The 18466-nt window shown below is 71.8% G+C and carries 21 protein-coding genes, 1 tRNA gene and 1 pseudogene; 16 read left to right on the top strand and 7 right to left on the bottom strand.

Annotation, left to right across the window (positions count from 1 at the left end; all coding sequences use genetic code 11):
- The first annotated feature begins 54 nt into the window (after window positions 1-54).
- The 6 genes from ACFY1U_RS13265 (at window position 55) to ACFY1U_RS13240 (ending at window position 4732) form a co-directional block, all read left to right on the top strand.
- Window positions 55-2268, top strand: coding sequence for an ATP-binding protein (locus tag ACFY1U_RS13265; RefSeq protein WP_390694228.1), 2214 nt, complete (start codon window positions 55-57; stop codon window positions 2266-2268).
- Window positions 2269-2342: 74 nt separating this feature from the next.
- Window positions 2343-2777, top strand: coding sequence for a roadblock/LC7 domain-containing protein (locus ACFY1U_RS13260; protein WP_030936144.1), 435 nt, complete (start codon window positions 2343-2345; stop codon window positions 2775-2777).
- Between the two features lie 2 nt (window positions 2778-2779).
- The gene (locus ACFY1U_RS13255) at window positions 2780-3151 is read left to right on the top strand and encodes a DUF742 domain-containing protein (RefSeq protein WP_365845214.1); all 372 of its coding nucleotides are present in this window, start codon (window positions 2780-2782) and stop codon (window positions 3149-3151) included.
- Window positions 3129-3728 (top strand): ATP/GTP-binding protein, encoded by a 600-nt coding sequence (locus tag ACFY1U_RS13250; RefSeq protein ID WP_099932743.1) that lies wholly within the window; start codon window positions 3129-3131, stop codon window positions 3726-3728. The genes ACFY1U_RS13255 and ACFY1U_RS13250 overlap by 23 nt, the downstream gene beginning before the upstream one ends.
- Before the next feature lie 60 nt (window positions 3729-3788).
- On the top strand, window positions 3789-4370 hold the full coding sequence (locus ACFY1U_RS13245; protein WP_266963216.1) for a GAF domain-containing protein: 582 nt from the start codon (window positions 3789-3791) through the stop codon (window positions 4368-4370).
- Between the two features lie 179 nt (window positions 4371-4549).
- Window positions 4550-4732: a hypothetical protein gene (locus tag ACFY1U_RS13240; protein ID WP_390694227.1), complete on the top strand. Its 183-nt coding sequence runs from the start codon at window positions 4550-4552 to the stop codon at window positions 4730-4732.
- A 23-nt stretch (window positions 4733-4755) separates the two neighbouring features.
- Here the strand turns inward: ACFY1U_RS13240 and ACFY1U_RS13235 are convergent, their stop codons facing one another.
- From ACFY1U_RS13235 to ACFY1U_RS13225, 3 genes are read right to left on the bottom strand one after another with little or no spacing between them, the layout of a single operon-like run.
- On the bottom strand, window positions 4756-5361 hold the full coding sequence (locus ACFY1U_RS13235) for a GPP34 family phosphoprotein (RefSeq protein WP_390694226.1): 606 nt from the start codon (window positions 5359-5361) through the stop codon (window positions 4756-4758).
- Window positions 5362-5374: 13 nt separating this feature from the next.
- Window positions 5375-6622 (bottom strand): YbfB/YjiJ family MFS transporter, encoded by a 1248-nt coding sequence (locus ACFY1U_RS13230; protein WP_390694225.1) that lies wholly within the window; start codon window positions 6620-6622, stop codon window positions 5375-5377.
- A complete protein-coding gene (locus ACFY1U_RS13225; RefSeq protein ID WP_390694224.1) occupies window positions 6619-6921 on the bottom strand; it encodes a muconolactone Delta-isomerase family protein in 303 nt (100 codons plus the stop codon). Before ACFY1U_RS13225 ends, ACFY1U_RS13230 begins: the two co-directional genes overlap by 4 nt.
- A gap of 108 nt (window positions 6922-7029) precedes the next feature.
- Here ACFY1U_RS13225 and ACFY1U_RS13220 point away from each other — a divergent pair, with 108 nt between their 5' ends.
- The 9 genes and pseudogenes from ACFY1U_RS13220 (at window position 7030) to ACFY1U_RS13180 (ending at window position 13761) form a co-directional block, all read left to right on the top strand.
- Window positions 7030-7968: a LysR family transcriptional regulator gene (locus ACFY1U_RS13220; RefSeq protein ID WP_390694223.1), complete on the top strand. Its 939-nt coding sequence runs from the start codon at window positions 7030-7032 to the stop codon at window positions 7966-7968.
- A 129-nt stretch (window positions 7969-8097) separates the two neighbouring features.
- A pseudogene (locus ACFY1U_RS13215) lies at window positions 8098-8247 on the top strand (3-oxoacyl-ACP reductase); the annotation flags it as partial.
- Between the two features lie 244 nt (window positions 8248-8491).
- The gene (gene tdh, locus ACFY1U_RS13210; protein ID WP_390694222.1) at window positions 8492-9520 is read left to right on the top strand and encodes an L-threonine 3-dehydrogenase; all 1029 of its coding nucleotides are present in this window, start codon (window positions 8492-8494) and stop codon (window positions 9518-9520) included.
- 36 nt (window positions 9521-9556) lie between these two features.
- The gene (locus ACFY1U_RS13205) at window positions 9557-10750 is read left to right on the top strand and encodes a glycine C-acetyltransferase (protein ID WP_390694221.1); all 1194 of its coding nucleotides are present in this window, start codon (window positions 9557-9559) and stop codon (window positions 10748-10750) included.
- Between the two features lie 36 nt (window positions 10751-10786).
- Window positions 10787-11689, top strand: coding sequence for a LysR family transcriptional regulator (locus ACFY1U_RS13200; RefSeq protein ID WP_390694220.1), 903 nt, complete (start codon window positions 10787-10789; stop codon window positions 11687-11689).
- Window positions 11690-11753: 64 nt separating this feature from the next.
- The gene (locus tag ACFY1U_RS13195) at window positions 11754-12338 is read left to right on the top strand and encodes a helix-turn-helix domain-containing protein (protein ID WP_390694219.1); all 585 of its coding nucleotides are present in this window, start codon (window positions 11754-11756) and stop codon (window positions 12336-12338) included.
- Window positions 12335-12868 (top strand): GNAT family N-acetyltransferase, encoded by a 534-nt coding sequence (locus tag ACFY1U_RS13190; protein WP_390694218.1) that lies wholly within the window; start codon window positions 12335-12337, stop codon window positions 12866-12868. Before ACFY1U_RS13195 ends, ACFY1U_RS13190 begins: the two co-directional genes overlap by 4 nt.
- A gap of 78 nt (window positions 12869-12946) precedes the next feature.
- Window positions 12947-13306 (top strand): MmcQ/YjbR family DNA-binding protein, encoded by a 360-nt coding sequence (locus ACFY1U_RS13185; protein ID WP_351468789.1) that lies wholly within the window; start codon window positions 12947-12949, stop codon window positions 13304-13306.
- A 230-nt stretch (window positions 13307-13536) separates the two neighbouring features.
- Window positions 13537-13761 (top strand): hypothetical protein, encoded by a 225-nt coding sequence (locus ACFY1U_RS13180; protein WP_390694539.1) that lies wholly within the window; start codon window positions 13537-13539, stop codon window positions 13759-13761.
- Between the two features lie 268 nt (window positions 13762-14029).
- Here the strand turns inward: ACFY1U_RS13180 and ACFY1U_RS13175 are convergent, their stop codons facing one another.
- Both ACFY1U_RS13175 and ACFY1U_RS13170 read right to left on the bottom strand, forming a co-directional pair.
- On the bottom strand, window positions 14030-14944 hold the full coding sequence (locus tag ACFY1U_RS13175) for a transketolase family protein (protein ID WP_390694217.1): 915 nt from the start codon (window positions 14942-14944) through the stop codon (window positions 14030-14032).
- A gap of 51 nt (window positions 14945-14995) precedes the next feature.
- Window positions 14996-15703, bottom strand: a complete 708-nt coding sequence (locus tag ACFY1U_RS13170) for a transketolase (protein WP_390694216.1) — start codon at window positions 15701-15703, stop codon at window positions 14996-14998.
- A gap of 155 nt (window positions 15704-15858) precedes the next feature.
- Here ACFY1U_RS13170 and ACFY1U_RS13165 point away from each other — a divergent pair.
- Window positions 15859-15935: transfer RNA gene (locus ACFY1U_RS13165), tRNA-Pro, on the top strand.
- 99 nt (window positions 15936-16034) lie between these two features.
- Here ACFY1U_RS13165 and ACFY1U_RS13160 read toward each other — a convergent pair.
- Window positions 16035-16724 carry a transglycosylase SLT domain-containing protein gene (locus tag ACFY1U_RS13160; RefSeq protein ID WP_390694215.1) on the bottom strand — a complete coding sequence of 230 codons (690 nt, stop codon included), beginning with the start codon at window positions 16722-16724 and terminating at the stop codon, window positions 16035-16037.
- Between the two features lie 238 nt (window positions 16725-16962).
- Window positions 16963-18423 (bottom strand): amino acid permease, encoded by a 1461-nt coding sequence (locus ACFY1U_RS13155; protein WP_390694214.1) that lies wholly within the window; start codon window positions 18421-18423, stop codon window positions 16963-16965.
- Between the last annotated feature and the right edge of the window lie 43 nt (window positions 18424-18466).

Raw genomic sequence — 18466 nt, 5'->3', positions numbered from 1 at the left:
GAACCGCGCAGCACGCGCCCCAGGCACCGACGGATCAGTACGACGAGGACACCGATGTCTCACCTTCGCGCACCGGCCGCACGCGCAGACCGCCGCGAGGGCGGGCGGCACGGACGGCCGGTCGCCCGTCCCGTGCCCTCGCTGCCCGAGACCCGCATACGGCCCCAGCTGCTGCGGCTCGCCGTGCTGCCGCCGATCGCGGTCGCCCTGAGCGCGAGCGCGGCCGTCCTGTTCACCGTCCGCACCACCGGAGCACGGCCCGGTCTCACGCTGTGGGGCGTGCTCGCCGGCGCCGGGGCAGTGGCGTTCGCGGCGATCCTGATCGCCTCCGTCGCCGCAGACCGCACCGCCAGGTCGGTGAGCGACCGCCTCGGCGCCCTGCGCCGCATCAGCGGCCGCGGCGAGGCCGATCTGCGCGCCCTCGTCGAGTCGCTGCGCCGCGGCGACACCCCGCCCCCGCGCAAGCCGCGCAGTTCTCCCGCGGACGATGCCGACGACTTCGAGCTGCTCGCCGCCGACCTGACGCGCGCGCACGACGGAGCCGTCACCGCCGTCGTCCAGGCCGCCCAGCTCTCCAGCCAGGCGGGCAGCGAACAGAAGCTCGAGGTCTTCGTCAACCTCGCCCGGCGCCTGCAGTCGCTGGTGCACCGGGAGATCTCCATCCTCGACGAGCTGGAGAACGAGATCGAGGACCCCGACCTGCTCAAGGGCCTCTTCCACGTCGACCACCTCGCCACCCGGATCCGCCGGCACGCCGAGAACCTCGCCGTCCTCGGCGGCGCCGTCTCCCGCCGGCAGTGGAGCAACCCCGTCTCCATGACCGAGGTGCTGCGCTCCGCCATCGCCGAGGTCGAGCAGTACTCCAGGGTCAAGCTGGTGCCGCCGATCGACGGCACCCTGCGCGGCCACGCCGTCGCCGATGTCATCCACCTGCTGGCCGAGCTCGTCGAGAACGCCACGGTGTTCTCCGCCCCGCACACCCAGGTTCTGCTGCGCGCCAATCTCGTCACCTCGGGACTCGCCGTCGAGGTGGAGGACCGCGGCCTCGGCATGCCGGTCGGCGAGCAGAAGAAGATGAACGCCCTGCTCGCCGACCCCGACCAGGTCAATGTGGCGAGCCTGCTCGCGGACGGCCGCATCGGGCTGTTCGTGGTCTCGCAGCTCGCGCGGCGGCACGGCATCAACGTCCGGCTGCAGACCAACATCTACGGCGGGGTGCAGGCCGTGCTCGTCGTACCGCAGGGGCTGCTGGGCTCGACGCCGGGCGTCCCCGGGGGCGCAGGGCAGCCGCACAGTGTCACGGGCGTGATGGAGATGCCCGGGCCGTCCGTACCGCCGCGGTCCCAGCAGCAGGCCCCGCCGGGCCCCCGAGCCGAGACCGCCGGGCGTCGGGTCATGCCCCCGCCGCCCGCGCAGTCCACGGCCGCCGCCCCGAACGGCGGCCCGCTGGGCGGCAGCACGGCGGCCGAGAGCGGAGCGGCGCCGCTCCCGGTGCGCGGCGCCCACGAGGAGCGGGCCAATCCCGCGGAGGCCCTGCCCGGCATCCGGCCGGACGACCGGCGGCTCGTCGCGGAGAACGCGGGCACGCCGCCCACGCCCCGCACCGGCACCGTCCGCGGCACCATGGGCAAGCCCCAACTGCCGCGCCGCCGCGCCCAGGAGCACATCGCACCCCAGCTGCGGGACGGCCCGGCGCCACGCCAGGAGTCCGAGTACCTCGCCGGCCACGACCCGGGCCTGATGGCCGCCTTCCAGCGCGGCATCGGTCTGGCGGAGGCCCAGCAGAACCTCGAGTCGGAGCCCACCGAATACGCGGAGCACTCGGAGTACACATCGGAGTACACAGGGGCCGTCCACACGGCGTCGTCGGCGCATCCGGAGCCGGACCACATGGAGTCGCCTCATATGGGGTCGTCGCACATGGAGTCGGTGCACTCAGTGCACTCGGTGCACACGGAGCCGGCGCACACGGAGCCGGCGCACACGGTGTCGGCGCACACAGAGTCCGCCTACCTGGCCGTCGAGCCCATGGAGCAGACGGCGCGCATCGAGTCGCGTCCCCTCACCGACCCGGCTCACACAGAGGCCGCCCCCATCCTCCCGAGCTCGCCCCTGGACGTGCTCCACACGGAGGCCACCGCCACCACCCCGCCGCCCTCCACGGACGTATCGCACATGGACCCGGCCCATATAGCCGAGGCGCGCCCCGCGTCCGCGCGCGGTACCGACCATCCCACCCGGCACGACGGGAGCGCACCAGCCGGATGACCACCCCTGTTCCCACCCCCGCCACCGCCCCCACCGCTCCCGCAGACCTTCGTACCCCAAGGAGTCGATCCACCATGGCGAGCGATGCGCCCACCGGCCATGTATCCGATCTCGACTGGCTGATGAGCGGCCTCGTGCAGCGCGTACCCCACACGACCAGTGCGGTACTTCTGTCCTGCGACGGGCTTGTGAAGTCGGTCCACGGCCTCGACCCGGACAGCGCCGACCACATGGCCGCCCTGGCCTCCGGCCTGTACTCCCTCGGCCGCAGCGCCGGGGTCCGCTTCGGCGACGGCGGCGACGTCCGCCAGGTCGTCGTCGAACTCGACTCGACCCTGCTGTTCGTGACCACCGCCGGCTCCGGCACCTGTCTCGCCGTACTGGCCGGCCGCGAGGCCGACGCGGCGGTGCTCGGCTACGAGATGGCGATGCTGGTCAAGAGCGTCCGCCCCTACCTGGTCACCGCGCCCCGGCAGCACGCCGTCGAACCCACGGCGATGAGGCCTTGAGCGTGGCGGCGGTCGGCGACGGACCCTGGCTCGACGACGCGGCCGGTCGGCTGGTGCGCCCCTTCACCGTCAGCAACGGCCGCACCCGGCCCACCATCGCGCTCGACCTCCTGTCGCACGTGATGGCCACCGGGGCCACCCCCCTCGGCTACCTCGGTCCCGAACACGCGCAGGCGCTCGACCTGTGCCGCGCGCCCGTCTCGGTCGCCGAGGTCGCCGCCCAACTGAGGCTGCCGGCGGTGGTCACCAAGGTGCTGCTGTCGGACCTCGTCGACTGCGGGGCGCTCACCACCAAACCCCCCGAGTTCCACCACAACCCGACTGACCGGGCCCTTCTGGAGGCAGTGCTCGATGGACTACGACGACAGCTCTGACCCCTTCCCCACCGCACTGAAGATCCTGGTGGCGGGCGGGTTCGGAGTCGGCAAGACAACCTTCGTGGGCGCGGTCAGCGAGATCGCGCCGCTCAGTACGGAGGAGCTGCTCACCACGGTCAGCGCCGCGACCGACTCTCTCGACGGGATCGAGAACAAGGTCGAGACGACGGTGGCCATGGACTTCGGCCGCATCACCCTCGACCCGGAACACGTGCTGTACCTGTTCGGCACGCCCGGGCAGGAGCGGTTCTGGTTCATGTGGGACGAACTCTCCGAGGGCGCCCTCGGGGCGGTCATCCTCGCCGACACCCGCCGCCTGGAGGAGTGCTTCGCGGCGGTCGACTTCTTCGAGCAGCGCGGCCTCGGCTTCATCGTCGCGATCAACGAGTTCGACGGCTCGTACCGCTACGACCCCGAGGAGGTCCGTGCCGCCATCGACCTCGACCCGGCGATCCCCGTCGTGCGCTGCGACGCCCGGATCTCCAGCTCAGGAGTGCAGACCCTGCTGACCCTCGTACGACACCTCATCGCCCACGCCCCGGCGCACGCGCCGAGCCACGGCGCCCACATGTGATCCCCGCACACCGCCACGGAGCCCGTATATGCCCTGCGTCCACAGTGACGGAGCCCGCTCATGAGGTACGACCCGTCGCGCCCGGCCGGTCGTCTGCTGCTCACTCCCGAGGACAAGGAGGCCCCCGCCCGGGCCCGGCGCCTCGGTCAACTGGGCCTCGCGGAACACCCGGACCCCGCCCTCGACGCCTACGCGGACCACCTCGCCGAGCTCACCGGGACGCCGTACGCCATGGTCAACTTCATCGACGAGAACCGGCAGTTCTTCGCGGGTCTGCATCTCTCGGACGTGGCCCGGCCCGTGGTGAAGGCGGACGGCACCACCCCGGTGCTGGGCCGCGAACTGGCCCGCGACCACGGCTTCTGCCCGCACGTGGTGGTCCGGCGCAAGGCGCTGGTCCTGGAGGACGTCTGCGACTACCCGCGGTTCGCGGGCAATCCGGTGGTCGACGAGTTCGGCATCCGCTCCTATCTGGGCGCACCGCTGATCGACAGTACGGGGATGGTGCTCGGCACCGTGTGCGTCGTCGACGTGGAGCCACGGCCGTGGGGCAGGCCCGGCCTGGAGACCATCAAGTCGACGGCGGCCGACCTGGTCGCCCGGCTGGAGCGACGGGAGGCGGACGGGCTCCCGCTCCTGTGACGGGCGGGCATCAGTCACCAGCCGACCGGTCCCGTACTTACGTACTCCTGCGTCGTGGGACGCACCAGTGACGCCAGGCGCTTTGGGCAGCGACGCGGACCCGTCGCAGTGGCTGCGGCAGCTCTTCGAGGAGACCGAGGCCGGCCGGCTCGCCGCCCAGCAGGGCTGCGGTCGAAGCGGTGATCACCGAGGCCCGCGAGCGCGGCGACGTCACGGCGCCCGACACCCGTGAGGCGGCCCGGGCGGTGGTGGCCCAACGGGAGGGCCAGGTGATGTCCGCCAAGCTCTGCGACGACACCCGGCGCCTGACCCCGCTGTGGGACAACTGCCGGGCTTTGCTGGGAGCCGCGGGGCCCGCGTAGCGGCTTTCAAGCGCGCGGAGCGCTCAGTACCCGCGCCACACGTTGTCGAACGCAGCGTCCTCAATCGCCTTCCGCTGCCGCACGGCCTTCAGCTCCGTCACCGCGTCGCCGACGGAAGCCAGCACGGTAGCGACCGGCTCACCGGAGTGTTCGTCCTGGTCAGCGGCCTGCTCATCGTGGATCCCCGCGGCCGCGGCCAAGGCGGCGAGGACCGGCTCGCCCGATGCCCAGCGCTCCGCGGCCTGCCGGCGGGCCGGCGAGTCGACCAGCTCGGCCCGCCCGGTCCGCAGCGGAATCCGGCGTCCGCGCGGCCGGGCGGTCAGCCCCACCCGCTCCAGGTCGTCGACGTAGGCCGAGGACAGCCCGCGGCCCCGGCGCCACAGCCACTCCTCGACCGACTCGTACGGCTCCTGCCGTACGAGGGAGGCGGCGGCCTCGTCCAACAGGCGGTCACCCATGGGCGACGGGGCGCTGGGGAGGATGCGGTCGCCGTCGAGGGCGAGCGCCAGTGCCTCGATGAGGTCGAGCACCTCGGCTCCCGCGAGTGCGAGCGACAGCTCGCCCTGCTGGACCTGGAGGCTGGGCGCCGCCTCCAGGGCGACGATCGCGAGGTCCCGTGCGGTGTTCATCGGCGGCTCCACGTCAGTTGGCCGAGTGCGGGGCGAGAGCGTCCGGGCCGGCCTCTGCGGGCCGGTCGTCCTCGGTCGATTCTCGCTGCCGCGGCGGGGCTGTGTGTCGTACTACGACCATGTGGTGCGGGAAGCCGATCCGCAGCACGGCGGCCGCCGCGGCCGCGGCGAGGACCACGAGGGCGGCCGACAGCAGCGCCCGGTGGTAGCCGTGGTGCAGCAGCGGGGCGACGACCAGCGGACCCAGGATCTGGCCGACGGAGTAGCCGGCGGTCAGCAGGGCGACCGAACGGGGGAAGCGCAGGTGGGCCCCGGTGGCCAGGGCGAGCATGCTGATGCCCAGGAACGTGCCGCCGAACAGCACCGCCGAGATGAGCGCGGCAACCGTTCCGCCGATCAGGGCGGGCAGGGCGATGCCGACCGCCTGCACCACCAGCGCGGCCAGCAGCAGCGTGGGCCGGGACCAGCGGTGTCCCAGCCGCGCCCACAGCGCCGGGGACGCGGCGGCGGCCAGCCCCACCAGCACCCAGGAGCCGTTGCCGACCCAGCCGGGGGAGCCCTGCCCGATCGCGGCGACCAGGAAGGTTCCGGCGACGATGTAGCCGATGCCCTCCAGGGAGTAGCTCACGAGCAGCGTGCCGAACCAGCGGTGTGTGCGGGGCGCCGTGCTCTGCGGTTTCCCGCTGCTCGCGGGCGCGGCCGCCTCCGGGCGCAGGTTCCACGCGCCGACGGTGAGCAGCGCCGTGAGCGCGGCCGAGGCCCACCACGCGATCCGCCAGTCCGCGACGGACCGCAGCGCCAGGAGCAGCAGACCGGACAGCGCGATGCCGGCGCCGACACCGCCGATGGCCCAGCCGGGCAGGTGCGCCGGGTGCCCGCGCAGATGGTGCAGCAGAGAACTGGCCGCGACGACGAACACCAGGGCGCTCACCATTCCGGCCAGCAGCCGCAGCACGCCCCACACCGCGGTGCTGTGGGTGACGGGCATCGCGGCGAGTGTCGCGGTCAGCGCGAGCAGGGAGCCGCGCAGAACGGCACCTGATCGCACCAGCGAGGGCAGCAGGATGCCCGCGAGCGCCCCGGCGAGATAGCCCACGTAGTTGGCGGTCGCCAGGTCGGCTCCGACGCCTGCGGACAGGCCCGCCTGGGTGTGCATCAGGGGCAGGATCGGTGTGTAGACGAAGCGGCCGACGCCCATGCCGGCTGCGAGCGCCGCCCCGGCCTGCGCGACATGGGTCCAGGGGGAGGAAGGGGCGCTCATCGGGTGCCGTCGCCCCGGCCCGGGTCGTTGGGGTGGGACTCGAGCGGGGTGACGGCGAGGGTCATCCACGGGCGCAACGGCAGCGTGCCGAGCACCTTCTCGTGCAGCTCCGCCTCGTCGGCGGCCCGCCACACGCCGATGCTGCGCAACTCGCCCACGGGGCGCCACAGTCGGGCCAGATGGCCGGTGGCGGCCAGCTCCCGCGCACGGACGGCCTCGGCGGCCCGCCGCCGGTCGACCTCGTCCTGGCCGGTGCCCTCGGGGACGGTGGTGGTGATCTCGACCAGGAACTCGCGCATGATGTGCTCCGATCGTCGTTGGTGGGCCCATCGTGCGCCCGTGACCAGCACCGATGCCACGACCGGCTTCCTCGCTGCTGATAGGCGCAGCCTCCCAGCGCGCGTAGCATGGCGCGCGTGGAACTGCGCCAGCTGCGCTACTTCGTCGCGGTCGCCGAGGAACTGAACTTCGGCCGGGCCGCCGAGCGGCTGCTCATCGCAGGCCCCTCGCTCTCCCAGCAGATCAAGGCCCTCGAACGGGATCTGGGCGTCCGGCTGTTCGACAGGGACCGCCGCTCGGTCTCCCTCACCCCCGCCGGGGCCGACCTGCTCCCGCACACCCGCGCCCTGCTGGAACGGGCCGACGACCTCAAGCACCGGGCCGGCCGGCTGTCGGGCTCCCAGCCGGTACGGCTCGGCTACGTCAACTGGCTTCCTGCGGACCTGACGTCACGTACGGCAGCGGTGGCCCGGGTGCACGTCGACGCGTGGGTGGCTCCCTCGCACACCCAGGCCGCCCGGGTGGCCGACGGCAGCCTGGACCTCGCGGTGTGCTGGCTGCGCACCGAGGACCTCGAGCGGCTCGGGCTGCGGGCCCGGCTGATCGGCGCCGACCGGCTGTACGCCGTCGCCAAGGGCGGCGACTCCCATGACGTACCGGATGTGGCGGCCCAGGACACCGACGTCCTCATCGACGACGACATCACCTCCTGGGCGTCCTGGAACGTCTACGCCGAGGAGCTCGCACAGGTCACCGGCGCCCGTGTCGTACGCGTCTCGGACGGGGCGATCACCGGACCGGCCTTCTTCGACCACGTCCGCCGCTGCCGCCGCCCGGTCCTCAACTCGCCCAAGGGACAGACCACTCCGCTCCCGCCCGACCTGGTCCGCCGGGAGATCGTCGCCCCGAAGGTCTACTGGACCTGGTCCCTGGTCCGGCGGGAGACCGAGGACCGCGCCGGCGTCCTCGCCGCCGTCGACGCCCTGTGCGAGGACGTCGGCGACCTCGGCATCCACGCCACGGACGTCTGGCTGCCCGCCGACGATCCGTACAGGCTCCCGGGCTGACCCGCTCCGAAAGCCTGCGCCTCCCATGCAGGAGCAAGCCGATCCTTCCGTCGCCGAGGACCCCGACCTGGCTTCTGAAGAGTCGACCGGTCGGCCGGTGACCCGCCGGCCTCTCGGAAGAAGGTCACCATGAGCACACAGCACCAGAAGGTCACCACCTCGCGCGCCATCGCCCCCGCCGACGACGCCGACGTCGTCACCGTCCAGGGCGACATCGCCGGCCCGGCGACAGCGGAGCGCGTGATCGCGGCCGCCGTCGAGCGTTTCGGCCGTATCGATCGAGCACCCGAAAGCCGCAGAAGCACCACCATGACCGAGCCGGGCCTGCCAGGCGGGCATGGCAAGGGGCAGGTGCGAGGTCCGCGGGCCGGTGTGAAGCGGAGCTGCGGCGCGGGTTAAGAAAACCTCGATGGACCCGGGGTGGCGTCGTGCGGCAGATTGCTACGCGATTCCACCCCTCTCCCCGGATGCGGGCGCCTTCGGCATGCCCGGGCCCGGGGCCGCACCCACAGGAGCCGTTGCGTTGAAGGCGCTGGTCAAGGAGAAGGCTGAGCCCGGGCTGTGGCTCGCGGACGTGCCGGAGCCGGCCGTCGGACCCGGTGACGTACTGATCAAGGTGCTGCGGACCGGCATCTGCGGGACCGATCTGCACATCCGGGCCTGGGACGGCTGGGCGCAGCAGGCCATCCGTACGCCCTTGGTGGCCGGGCACGAGTTCGTCGGTGAGGTCGTCGAGACCGGGCGCGACGTCACGGACATCGCCATCGGCGACCGTGTGAGCGGCGAAGGGCACCTGGTCTGCGGGAAGTGCCGCAACTGCCTGGCCGGGCGGCGCCATCTGTGCCGGGCCACGGTCGGGCTCGGCGTCGGACGTGACGGGGCCTTCGCGGAGTACGTCGCCCTGCCCGCCGCCAATGTGTGGGTGCACCGGGCGCAGGTGGACCTCGACGTCGCCGCGATCTTCGACCCGTTCGGCAACGCCGTGCACACGGCCCTGTCCTTCCCGCTGGTCGGCGAGGACGTGCTCATCACGGGAGCAGGCCCGATCGGCCTGATGGCCGCCGCGGTGGCCCGGCACGCGGGCGCCCGCAACGTCGTGATCACCGACGTCAGCGAGGAGCGGCTGGAGCTGGCGAGGAAGATCGGCGTGAGCCTCGCGCTGAATGTGGCGGAGGCGGAAATCGCCGACGGGCAGCGGGAGTTGGGGCTGCGCGAGGGCTTCGACATCGGTCTGGAGATGTCCGGCCGCCCCGAGGCCATGCGCGACATGATCGCCAACATGACGCATGGCGGCCGCATCGCCATGCTCGGCCTGCCCGCCCAGGAGTTCCCCGTCGACTGGGCCCGCGTCGTCACCTCGATGATCACCATCAAGGGCATCTACGGCCGGGAGATGTTCGAGACCTGGTACGCGATGTCGGTGCTGCTGGAGGCCGGCCTCGACCTGTCACCCGTGATCACCGGCCGGTACGGCTACGGCGACTTCGAGGCGGCGTTCGCCGACGCGGCGAGCGGCCGCGGCGGCAAGGTCATCCTCGACTGGACCGTGTAACTCCCCTCATCCGTCAGCACTTTCAGGAGCTTCCCCATGTTCGACTCCGTGCGCGACGACCTGCGCGCCACCCTCGACGAGATCCGCGCCGCCGGCCTGCACAAGCCCGAGCGTGTGATCGGCACCCCGCAGTCCGCCACCGTGAACGTCACCGCGGGCGGCCGCCCCGGCGAGGTCCTCAACTTCTGCGCCAACAACTACCTCGGCCTCGCCGACCACCCCGAAGTCGTGGCCGCCGCGCACCAGGCCCTGGACCGCTGGGGCTACGGCATGGCGTCGGTCCGCTTCATCTGCGGCACCCAGGAGGTGCACAAGGAGCTGGAAGCGCGCCTTTCCGCCTTCCTCGGCCAGGAGGACACGATCCTGTACTCCTCCTGCTTCGACGCCAACGGCGGTGTCTTCGAGACGCTGCTGGGCCCCGAGGACGCCGTCATCTCCGACGCCCTGAACCACGCGTCGATCATCGACGGCATCCGCCTGTCCAAGGCCCGCCGCTTCCGCTACGCCAACCGTGATCTGGCCGATCTGGAACGGCAGTTGAAGGACGCCTCCGACGCCCGGCGCCGGCTGATCGTCACCGACGGCGTCTTCTCCATGGACGGCTATGTGGCACCCCTGCGCGAGATCTGCGACCTCGCCGACCGCTACGACGCCATGGTCATGGTCGACGACTCCCATGCCGTCGGCTTCGTCGGCGCCGGCGGCCGCGGCACCCCCGAGTTGCATGGCGTCATGGACCGCGTCGACATCATCACCGGCACCCTCGGCAAGGCGCTCGGCGGCGCGTCCGGCGGCTACGTCGCGGCCCGCGCCGAGATCGTCGCGCTCCTGCGCCAGCGCTCGCGGCCGTACCTCTTCTCGAACACTCTCGCCCCCGTGATCGCCGCAGCCTCCCTGAAGGTCCTCGACCTCCTCGAGTCGGCGGACGACCTGCGTGTCCGCCTCGCCGAGAACACCGCCCTGTTCCGCCGCCGGATGACCGAGGAGGGCTTCGAGATCCTCCCCGGCGACCACGCCATCGCCCCCGTGATGATCGGCGACGCGACCAAGGCCGGGCGCCTCGCGGAGCTGCTGCTGGAGCGGGGCGTGTACGTGATCGGCTTCTCGTACCCGGTGGTGCCGCAGGGGCAGGCCCGCATCCGTGTGCAGCTGTCCGCCGCGCACTCGGCGGACGACGTCAACCGGGCCGTCGACGCCTTCGTGGCGGCACGGGCGGAACTGGAGGCCTGATCCGGCCGTCCCGGACATATTGAGATAATCGATCCCATGATCGAAGCGCGGCGGCTCCACATCCTCCGTGCGGTGGCCGACCACCGCACGGTGACGGCGGCTGCCGCCGCGCTGTACCTCACGCCCTCCGCCGTCTCCCAGCAGCTGACGGCACTGGAACAGGAGACGGGCCACCGACTGGTCGAGCGCGGCGCCAAGGGCGTACGGCTGACCCCGGCCGGCGAGATCCTGCTCAGCCACACCAACGCCGTCCTCGCCCAGCTGGAGCGGGCGGAGGCCGAGCTCGCCGCCTACAGCTCCGGCGCCGCGGGCACGGTCACCGTCGCCTCCTTCGCGACCGGCATCGCCCTGGTCGTGGCGCCGGCCGTGGCGCGCCTCGCCTCCTTGGCGCCCGGTATCCGCATCCGCGTCCAGGACGCCGAGGGCGACGCCAGCCTGCCGATGGTCCTGGACCGGCAGGTCGACATCGCGGTGGCCGTCGAGTACCGCGGGGCGCCACCGGCCGACGACCCCCGCCTCACCCATGTACCGCTGTACGCCGAGCCCTTCGACGCGGTCGTCCCGGTGAGCCACCGGCTGGCCGAGGCCCCCGAGATCCCGCTGGCCGACCTGGCCAAGGACCCCTGGATCGGCCCGTATCCCGGCAACCCCTGTCACGAAGTGGTCGTCCTGGCCTGCGAGAGCGCCGGATTCCAGCCACGCCTGGAACACTCCTCCGACGACTTCCGGGCCGTCGTCGCCCTCGCCTCGTCGGACGCCGGCGTGGCCCTCGTCCCGCGCTCGGCGCTGCGCGGAATGGACCTCACGGGCGTGGTCGTACGGCCGGTGGACGGGGTCGCGCCCACCCGCCGGGTCTTCGCGGCGGTGCGCCGGGGAGCCGAGGAACACCCGCTGATCCGGCCGGTGCTGGAGGCGCTCGACGAGGCGGCGCGGGCGTAGGGGGCTCGAAGTGTGACGGGAGCCACCGAGCTGGGTGTCTCACATCTGGGATAGCATCCCGGATATGAGACACGATGTCGTCGAGACCGGGCCCGACCCGGTCGACGCCCGTCTCGGCGCCCGGCTGGCCGAGCTGCGGGCCGAACGTGGTTGGTCGCTGGGGGAGTTGGCGGAGCGCAGTGGTGTCAGCCGCTCGACTCTCTCCCGTGCCGAACGGGCTGAGATCAGCCCCACCGCCTCGCTCCTGAACCGCCTGTGCGGCGTCTACGGGCGGACCATGTCCCAGCTGCTCAGCGAGGTGGAGGCAGAGCCCGCCCTGCTCGTTCCGGCCGCCGAGCAGCAGGTCTGGGAGGACCGGGCCTCCGGTTTCGTACGACGTTCGGTGTCGCCGCCGCACGCAGGGCTGCGCGGCGAACTCGTCGAGGGGCGGCTGACCGCGGGCGCGGACATCGCGTACGACCGGCCGCCCGTGCCCGGCCTCGAACAGCACATCTGGGTTCTGGAAGGAGCACTGGAGGTGACGGCACAGGAGGTGGAACACCGCCTCGGCACCGGGGACTGCCTGCGGCTGCGGGTGTGGGGGCCGACGCGGTTCCGGTGCGCGGGACCGGACGACGTGCGGTACGTCCTGGCGGTGGTGCTGCCGTGATCGTGAACCGGCTGGACCGCGATGAACTCCACGCGCGCGTGGACGCGTTGGCGGACCTCCTCGTCGACACCGTGGACGGTGGAGCCTCCATCGGATTTCTCGCACCACTCGACCGCGCGGAGGCCCTCGCCTGGTGGAAGGAGCGCGCCGCGGCCGTCGCCGCCGGGCAGCTCGCCGTGTGGGCGGCCCACGATGGGGAGCGGGTGGTGGGCACCGTCAGCCTGGCCTTCCCGGACAAGCCCAACAGCCGCCACCGTGCCGAACTGGTCAAGCTGATGGTGCACCGGGACGCCCGGGGACAGGGCCTCGGCCGCACCCTCCTGACCACCGCCGAGGAGGCGGCCGCCGCGATGTGCATCACCCTGCTGCACCTGGACACCGAGACCGACAGCCTGGCCGAGCACCTCTACCGTGCGGCCGGCTGGACCCGGATCGGCGCCATACCGGACTACGCGGCCGCCCCCGACGGCGTGTTGCGCCCGACGTCGATCTACTTCAAGCAGCTGGGACCTGCCGACCTCGCGAGGTGACTCCCCGGCGCTCTCGCCAGGCAGTCACCCGCCGCCCTCACCAGGAGATTGTCAGTGGCAACGGCTACGGTGCGGAGCATGCCGGATGCCGAAGACGTACGCCGTATCTGCCTCGCTCTGCCGGACACGACGGAGAAGATCGCCTGGAGCATGCCCACGTTCCGGGTGGCGGGGAAGATGTTCGCCACGCTGCCCGAGGACGAGACCTCCATCGCCGTGCGCTGCCCCAAGGAGGAGCGCGACGAACTGGTGCTGGCCGAGCCGGGCAAGTTCTGGATCGCCGATCACGAGGCGCAGTTCGCCTGGGTGAGAGCCCGCCTCGCCGCGATCGAGGACGAGGGCGAACTGCGCGACATCCTCGCCGACTCCTGGCGCCAGGCGGCACCGCCCCGACTGCTGGACGCCTACCCGGAGTTGGGACTTCCGGACGCGGACTGAAAACGCTTCGAGCGGTGTCAGTGGCGCGTGACATGATCCGAAGTCGGGTGTGGGAGCCGGGGCGGAGGGGGCTTCGGCTACCACCGAGACGTCGGGGTGCGGGGATCGTGGCGGATGGGGCAGCGGGGAGGGGGTGGGACGGGGTGACAGCAGGGCGGCTCGGAGGGAGCGGTCGGCGGACCGCGTGACATCGTTGCCGAAGACCGGGCTGCCGGGGGACCGGGCGGCCGGTGTGGTCGCGGAACTTCGCGCTGTTCTTCGTCGCGCGTGCCGTCGCCCGGCTCGGAGACACCATGCTGCCCGTCGCCCTCGCCGCGGCGGCGATGTGCCTCGCCGTCCCGATCTCCCTGCTGTCGGTACCGGCGATACGCAACCTGATACGCGTTGACGCACTGCCGGGCCGCGCGGGCGCGGGGGTGGGGGAGCGGCGGCCGTGCCCGGAGGCGACGGGCTGACGGCGGGCGTTCCACCGGCTCGGCTCGCTTGATTGGCTCGCTCGCGCCCAGTACGCGCCGAGGCACCGGCGGCGGACTCGGACGGGACGGCAGAAGAGCGGTCGTGCCCGGAGACGACGGGCCGGCGGCGGACGTCCCTCTGCTCGGCTCGCTCTCTCCCACACCCGCACATCCAGCCGCCACCGCGCAGGACGCCGGCCTGGCCCTGACTTACCGCCGCCGCCCCTGACTCACCCGCCGACGCCGCGGACCACCCGCCGCACACGCTCTACGCAGCACCCCGCCCGCCTGCCGCAAACCCGGCGATCCGCTCCCGCAGCGCTCGGGCATTCAGGCCGTGCGCGGCCACGTGCTCGTCGACGCGTCCGTACCGCCGTAGCTCACGGCGGCCCACGCCGAGCCCCAGCACACGGTGGGGCAGGTCGGAGAGCGCGTCGTTCGCGGCCGCCGTAGACGTGCCCGCAAGGTACGGCTCTACGAGGACGACATCCGTCCCGGCCGTCTCCGTCGCCCGGCGCAGTGCGGCCGCGTCGAAGGGCCGTACGGTCGTCGCGTAGAGCACGGTCATGTCGAGCCCCTCCGTGGCAGCGAGCGCGGCGTCCAGCATCGGTCCGACGGCGACGACGACACCGGAGCGGCCTTCGCGGACGGTGAGGAAATGCTCGCCGTCCACCGGAAGTCCTGCCGCGTTCGCCTGCACGGACAACCGCACGTACACCTTGTCGTCGCCTGCGGCGACCGCATGCCGCAGCAGCGTCTCGGCCTCGTCGGGATGCCCGGGCACCTGCACGGTCCAGCCGTCCAGGGTGTCGAGGAGCGCTACGTCCCCGGGAGCCATGTGCGTGTATCCACCGGCCGGCCAGTCGAAGGACCCGGCGGCACTGACCAGGACAGCGCCCACGTTCTGATGCCCGAGGTCCAGCTTGACCTGCTCGAAGGGCCGCTCGACGAGGAAGCTGGCGAAGGTGTGCAGCACGGGCCGCAGCCCGGTCAGCGCCAGCCCCGCACCGGCCCCGATCAGCAGCTGTTCGCGGATGCCGACGTTGAGGACCCGGTCGGGATGTCGCCGCCGCGCCGCGGCGAAAGCGTCCTTGCCGATCTCGGCGAGGACGACCGCGACCCGCGGATCCTCGTCGAGCAGCCGTGAGACGACAGGAGCGAAACGGTCACGCATGGTGTCCATGGAGGGTCGAGCCTTTCTCGTGGTGGAGGAAATACCGCAGCAGGAGCGGGCTCAGGAGGACTTCGGCTCCACCCGGGCCACGACGACGTGCGGGCGGCCCGGATGCGGAGCGATGAAGGCGGCGTGGAGCGCTTCGTGATCGCGACCGTCGACCATGACCGCGGACCAGCCCGCCGCCTCGAAACGGGCGGCGATGCCGCCGGGCCGGGCGTGACTGGCGGAGGAGTTGTCGACGACAACGGTGTGCAGTTGCTCGAGCCCGGCGGGCCCCGCGAAGGCGATCGCCTCGTGATTGCTGCCTTCGTCGAGCTCGGCGTCCCCGGTCAGCACCCAGACCCGCGGCTCGCGCAAGCCCTGGGCTCGCAGCCCCAGCGCCGTACCCACACCGATCGGCAGCCCGTGCCCCAGTGATCCACTGCCGATCTCGGCCCCCGGCACGAGCACACGGTCCGGGTGGTGTCCGAGCGGAGAGTCGTACGAGCCGAACCCCTGCAGCCAGTCCACGGGCACAAAGCCCTTGGCGGCGAGCACCGCGTAGTACGCCATGGGGCCATGCCCCTTCGACAGCAGGAAGCGGTCCCGCTCCGGGTCGCCCATCCGCTCCGGCCGCACCCGCAGCACCCGGTCGTACAGCACCCACAGCACGTCCAGCGTGGACGTCGCCGCCGGGCCGTGCTTCTCGTCGCCCGTCATCAGCCCCATGAGCCCGGGCAGGTCCTCGTAGGCGTACGTACGCCGCTGTTCCTCGGTGATCGTCATGCGGACGATCGTGCAACCTCAACCAAACTTTAGGTCAAGCGCCGGCCCACTGGTCCTCGTCGGCCGCGCACAAAAGCAATGCGCGACCATCGACTCGAGTGCGGTATGGTTTCCATGCACGTTCGGCCGGGGGAAACCCCAGGTCAGACGGGCACCGGGACGTGGCGCAGCTTGGTAGCGCACTTGACTGGGGGTCAAGGGGTCGCAGGTTCAAATCCTGTCGTCCCGACCAGCTTGGATGCGGGTCGGAGGCCGTTCTCTCGTTTGCGGGAGGGCGGCTTTTCGCGTTCCCGCAGGGCGGGGCCTGAGCCGGTGTGTGATTCGCCGCGGTTCAGTACGCGTGGTGCGTCTGCCAGAAGGCCCAGGCCTGGCAAGGGCTGCCGTAGGTGCTGTTCATGTAGTTCAGGCCCCACTTGATCTGGGTGGCGGGGTTGGTGTGCCAGTCCGAACCGGCGGACGCGTACTTGTAGCCGGGCAGTGCCTGCATGAGGCCGTAGGCGCCGGAGGAGGCGTTGAGGGCCTGCATGTTCCAGCCGGACTCGCGGTCCACGATGTTGCTGAAGCACTGGAACTGGCCGCCGGGCACGATCTGCCGGGCTATCGCCTGGATCTCGGCGACGGTGTACGAGCTCTTGACCGGGACGACTGTGCTGCTGTGGCCGGCGGCCGCCTTGGTTTCGGTCTGCTTCTGTGCGGCCTTCTCCGCCGCGGCCTTCTGCGCGGCTTCCTTCTTCGCGACCGCGGTCTGGGCGGCAGCCTTGCGGGCCGCCTCCTCGGCGTCCTTCCTGGCGCTCGCGTCGGCCTGGACGCCCTGGGCGTCGGCCTGCTGTGTCAGGGACGCGGTCTGCACCTGGGCCTGCTGCCCTGCGGGGAGGTCCGCGAGCAGCGTCGAGCCGGCCGCCGTCGCGTCGGCGTCGTTCGGCTGCGTGGTGCCGGGCGAGGTGGCTCCGACGACGCTTCCGACAGCGGTGACCGCGGAGGCCGAAGCCACTGCCAGTCCCCGGACCGAAATCGGGCTCACACGTCTTCCTTCCGCTTCGTCCGTGACGCCATGCCGTGACGTGTACGGGCAACTCGCCCGCCATGTCGGGCAGTTCGAACACTCTGCCGCGTGGGGACGGGTGGCGCAATGGTGAAGGAGGTGTGGATGCTCACAGCTGATGTCAGTGAACCCTGCGCCGGATGCGGGCAGTTGACGCGCCGGGGCTCCCCACCGCAGTGGTGGGGAGCCCCGAGGACGGTGCGGAATTTCGCTGTGGCTACCGGGAGGCGAGTGCCTCCTGGGTGCCGCTGCGGCGGATGCGTTCGCGAATCAGGGAGATCGCGATCACCAGCGCGGCGACGAGCAGGGACAGCAGCACCTGGATGCGTCCGCCGCCCTTGCTGTCGTCGGTGAGCATGTAGAGGAGGACGAAGGTGATCATCCCGATCGTGGCCCAGGTCAGGTACGGGAAGAGCCACATGCGGACGACCAGCTTCTCCGGGGCCTCGCGCAGGATGATCCCCCGCATCCGCAGCTGCGAGAAGCAGATGACCAGCCAGACGAAGAGCGCGACCGCGCCGGAGGAGTTCAGCAGGAACTGGAAGACGGTGTCCGGCCACAGGTAGTTGAAGCCGACCGCGACGAAACCGAACGCCACCGAGGCCAGGATCGCGGGCTGCGGCACGCCGCGGGAGTTCGTGCGTACGAAGGAGCGCGGGGCGTCGCCGCGCTGGCCGAGGGAGAACGCCATCCGGGAGGCGGTGTAGAGGCCGGAGTTGAGACAGGACAGCACGGCCGTCAGCACGATGAAGTTCATGATCTGGCCGGCGTGCGGGATGCCGATCGAGTCGAGGGCCGCCACGTACGAGCCCTTCTTGGCGATCGAGGGGTCGTTCCACGGCAGCAGCGAGACCACGACGAGGATCGAGCCGACGTAGAAGACACCGACCCGCCAGATCACGCTGCGGGTGGCCTTGGCGACCGCCTGCCGCGCGTTCGCGGACTCGCCGGCGGCGAGGGTGACGATCTCGCTGCCCATGAAGGAGAAGACGACCAGCAGGATGCCGGTGAGGATCGCGCCGGGGCCGTTCGGCAGGAAGCCGCCGTGCCCGGTGAGGTTGCCGAAGCCGGTCGCGGCATGGTCGGAGCCGGGCAGCACACCGAAGATCGCCAGGCCGCCGAGGACGATGAAGCCGGTGATGGCGACGACCTTGATCCCGGCGAACCAGAACTCGAACTCGCCGAAGGAGCCGACCGAGGCCAGGTTCGTGATGGTGAGGACGACCATCACGATCAGCGCCCAGGCCCACTGCGGTACGGCAGGCACCCACCCCTCGAGGATCACGGCACCCGCGGTCGCCTCCACGGCGAGCACGACGACCCAGAAGAACCAGTACAGCCAGCCGATCGAGAATCCGGCCCAGCGGCCGAGCGCGCGGTCCGCGTAGGCGGAGAAGGAGCCGGAGCTCGGGTTCGCCGCGGCCATCTCGCCGAGCATCCGCATCACGAACACGACCAGCGCGCCGACCAGCGCGTACGAGAGCAGGATGCCGGGCCCGGCGGCGGCGATGCCGGAGGCGGAGCCCACGAAGAGTCCGGCGCCGATCACCCCGCCGATGGCGATCATCGACAGATGGCGGTTCTTGAGGCCGGGCCGCAGAGCTGCCTGCTCGGGAGTCTGACCACTGGAGGGAGGAGCGGTGGCAGGAGCCACATCGCCCTGGGGACGTGCAGTCATGTCGACATCCATTGAGTGGTGGGGAGGGCCGCGGGGGAGGGGC

This window comes from Streptomyces sp. NPDC001351 (assembly GCF_042896045.1).
Classification (GTDB): Bacteria; Actinomycetota; Actinomycetes; order Streptomycetales; family Streptomycetaceae; genus Streptomyces.
This window is presented reverse-complemented; position numbering and strand designations above follow the sequence as displayed.

Bases quoted from the DNA above. Each gene is read 5' to 3' on its own strand.
- ACFY1U_RS13175 (WP_390694217.1), bottom strand. From the start codon at position 14,944: ATGGACACCATGCGTGACCGTTTCGCTCCTGTCGTCTCACGGCTGCTC.
- ACFY1U_RS13235 (WP_390694226.1), bottom strand. From the start codon at position 5,361: ATGAACACCGCACGGGACCTCGCGATCGTCGCCCTGGAGGCGGCGCCC.
- ACFY1U_RS13220 (WP_390694223.1), top strand. From the start codon at position 7,030: ATGGCGCGCGTGGAACTGCGCCAGCTGCGCTACTTCGTCGCGGTCGCC.
- ACFY1U_RS13185 (WP_351468789.1), top strand. From the start codon at position 12,947: ATGCCGGATGCCGAAGACGTACGCCGTATCTGCCTCGCTCTGCCGGAC.
- ACFY1U_RS13200 (WP_390694220.1), top strand. From the start codon at position 10,787: ATGATCGAAGCGCGGCGGCTCCACATCCTCCGTGCGGTGGCCGACCAC.
- ACFY1U_RS13260 (WP_030936144.1), top strand. From the start codon at position 2,343: ATGGCGAGCGATGCGCCCACCGGCCATGTATCCGATCTCGACTGGCTG.
- ACFY1U_RS13230 (WP_390694225.1), bottom strand. From the start codon at position 6,622: ATGAGCGCCCCTTCCTCCCCCTGGACCCATGTCGCGCAGGCCGGGGCG.
- ACFY1U_RS13195 (WP_390694219.1), top strand. From the start codon at position 11,754: ATGAGACACGATGTCGTCGAGACCGGGCCCGACCCGGTCGACGCCCGT.
- ACFY1U_RS13170 (WP_390694216.1), bottom strand. From the start codon at position 15,703: ATGACGATCACCGAGGAACAGCGGCGTACGTACGCCTACGAGGACCTG.
- ACFY1U_RS13205 (WP_390694221.1), top strand. From the start codon at position 9,557: ATGTTCGACTCCGTGCGCGACGACCTGCGCGCCACCCTCGACGAGATC.
- ACFY1U_RS13245 (WP_266963216.1), top strand. From the start codon at position 3,789: ATGAGGTACGACCCGTCGCGCCCGGCCGGTCGTCTGCTGCTCACTCCC.
- ACFY1U_RS13250 (WP_099932743.1), top strand. From the start codon at position 3,129: ATGGACTACGACGACAGCTCTGACCCCTTCCCCACCGCACTGAAGATC.
- ACFY1U_RS13265 (WP_390694228.1), top strand. From the start codon at position 55: ATGTCTCACCTTCGCGCACCGGCCGCACGCGCAGACCGCCGCGAGGGC.
- ACFY1U_RS13225 (WP_390694224.1), bottom strand. From the start codon at position 6,921: ATGCGCGAGTTCCTGGTCGAGATCACCACCACCGTCCCCGAGGGCACC.
- ACFY1U_RS13155 (WP_390694214.1), bottom strand. From the start codon at position 18,423: ATGACTGCACGTCCCCAGGGCGATGTGGCTCCTGCCACCGCTCCTCCC.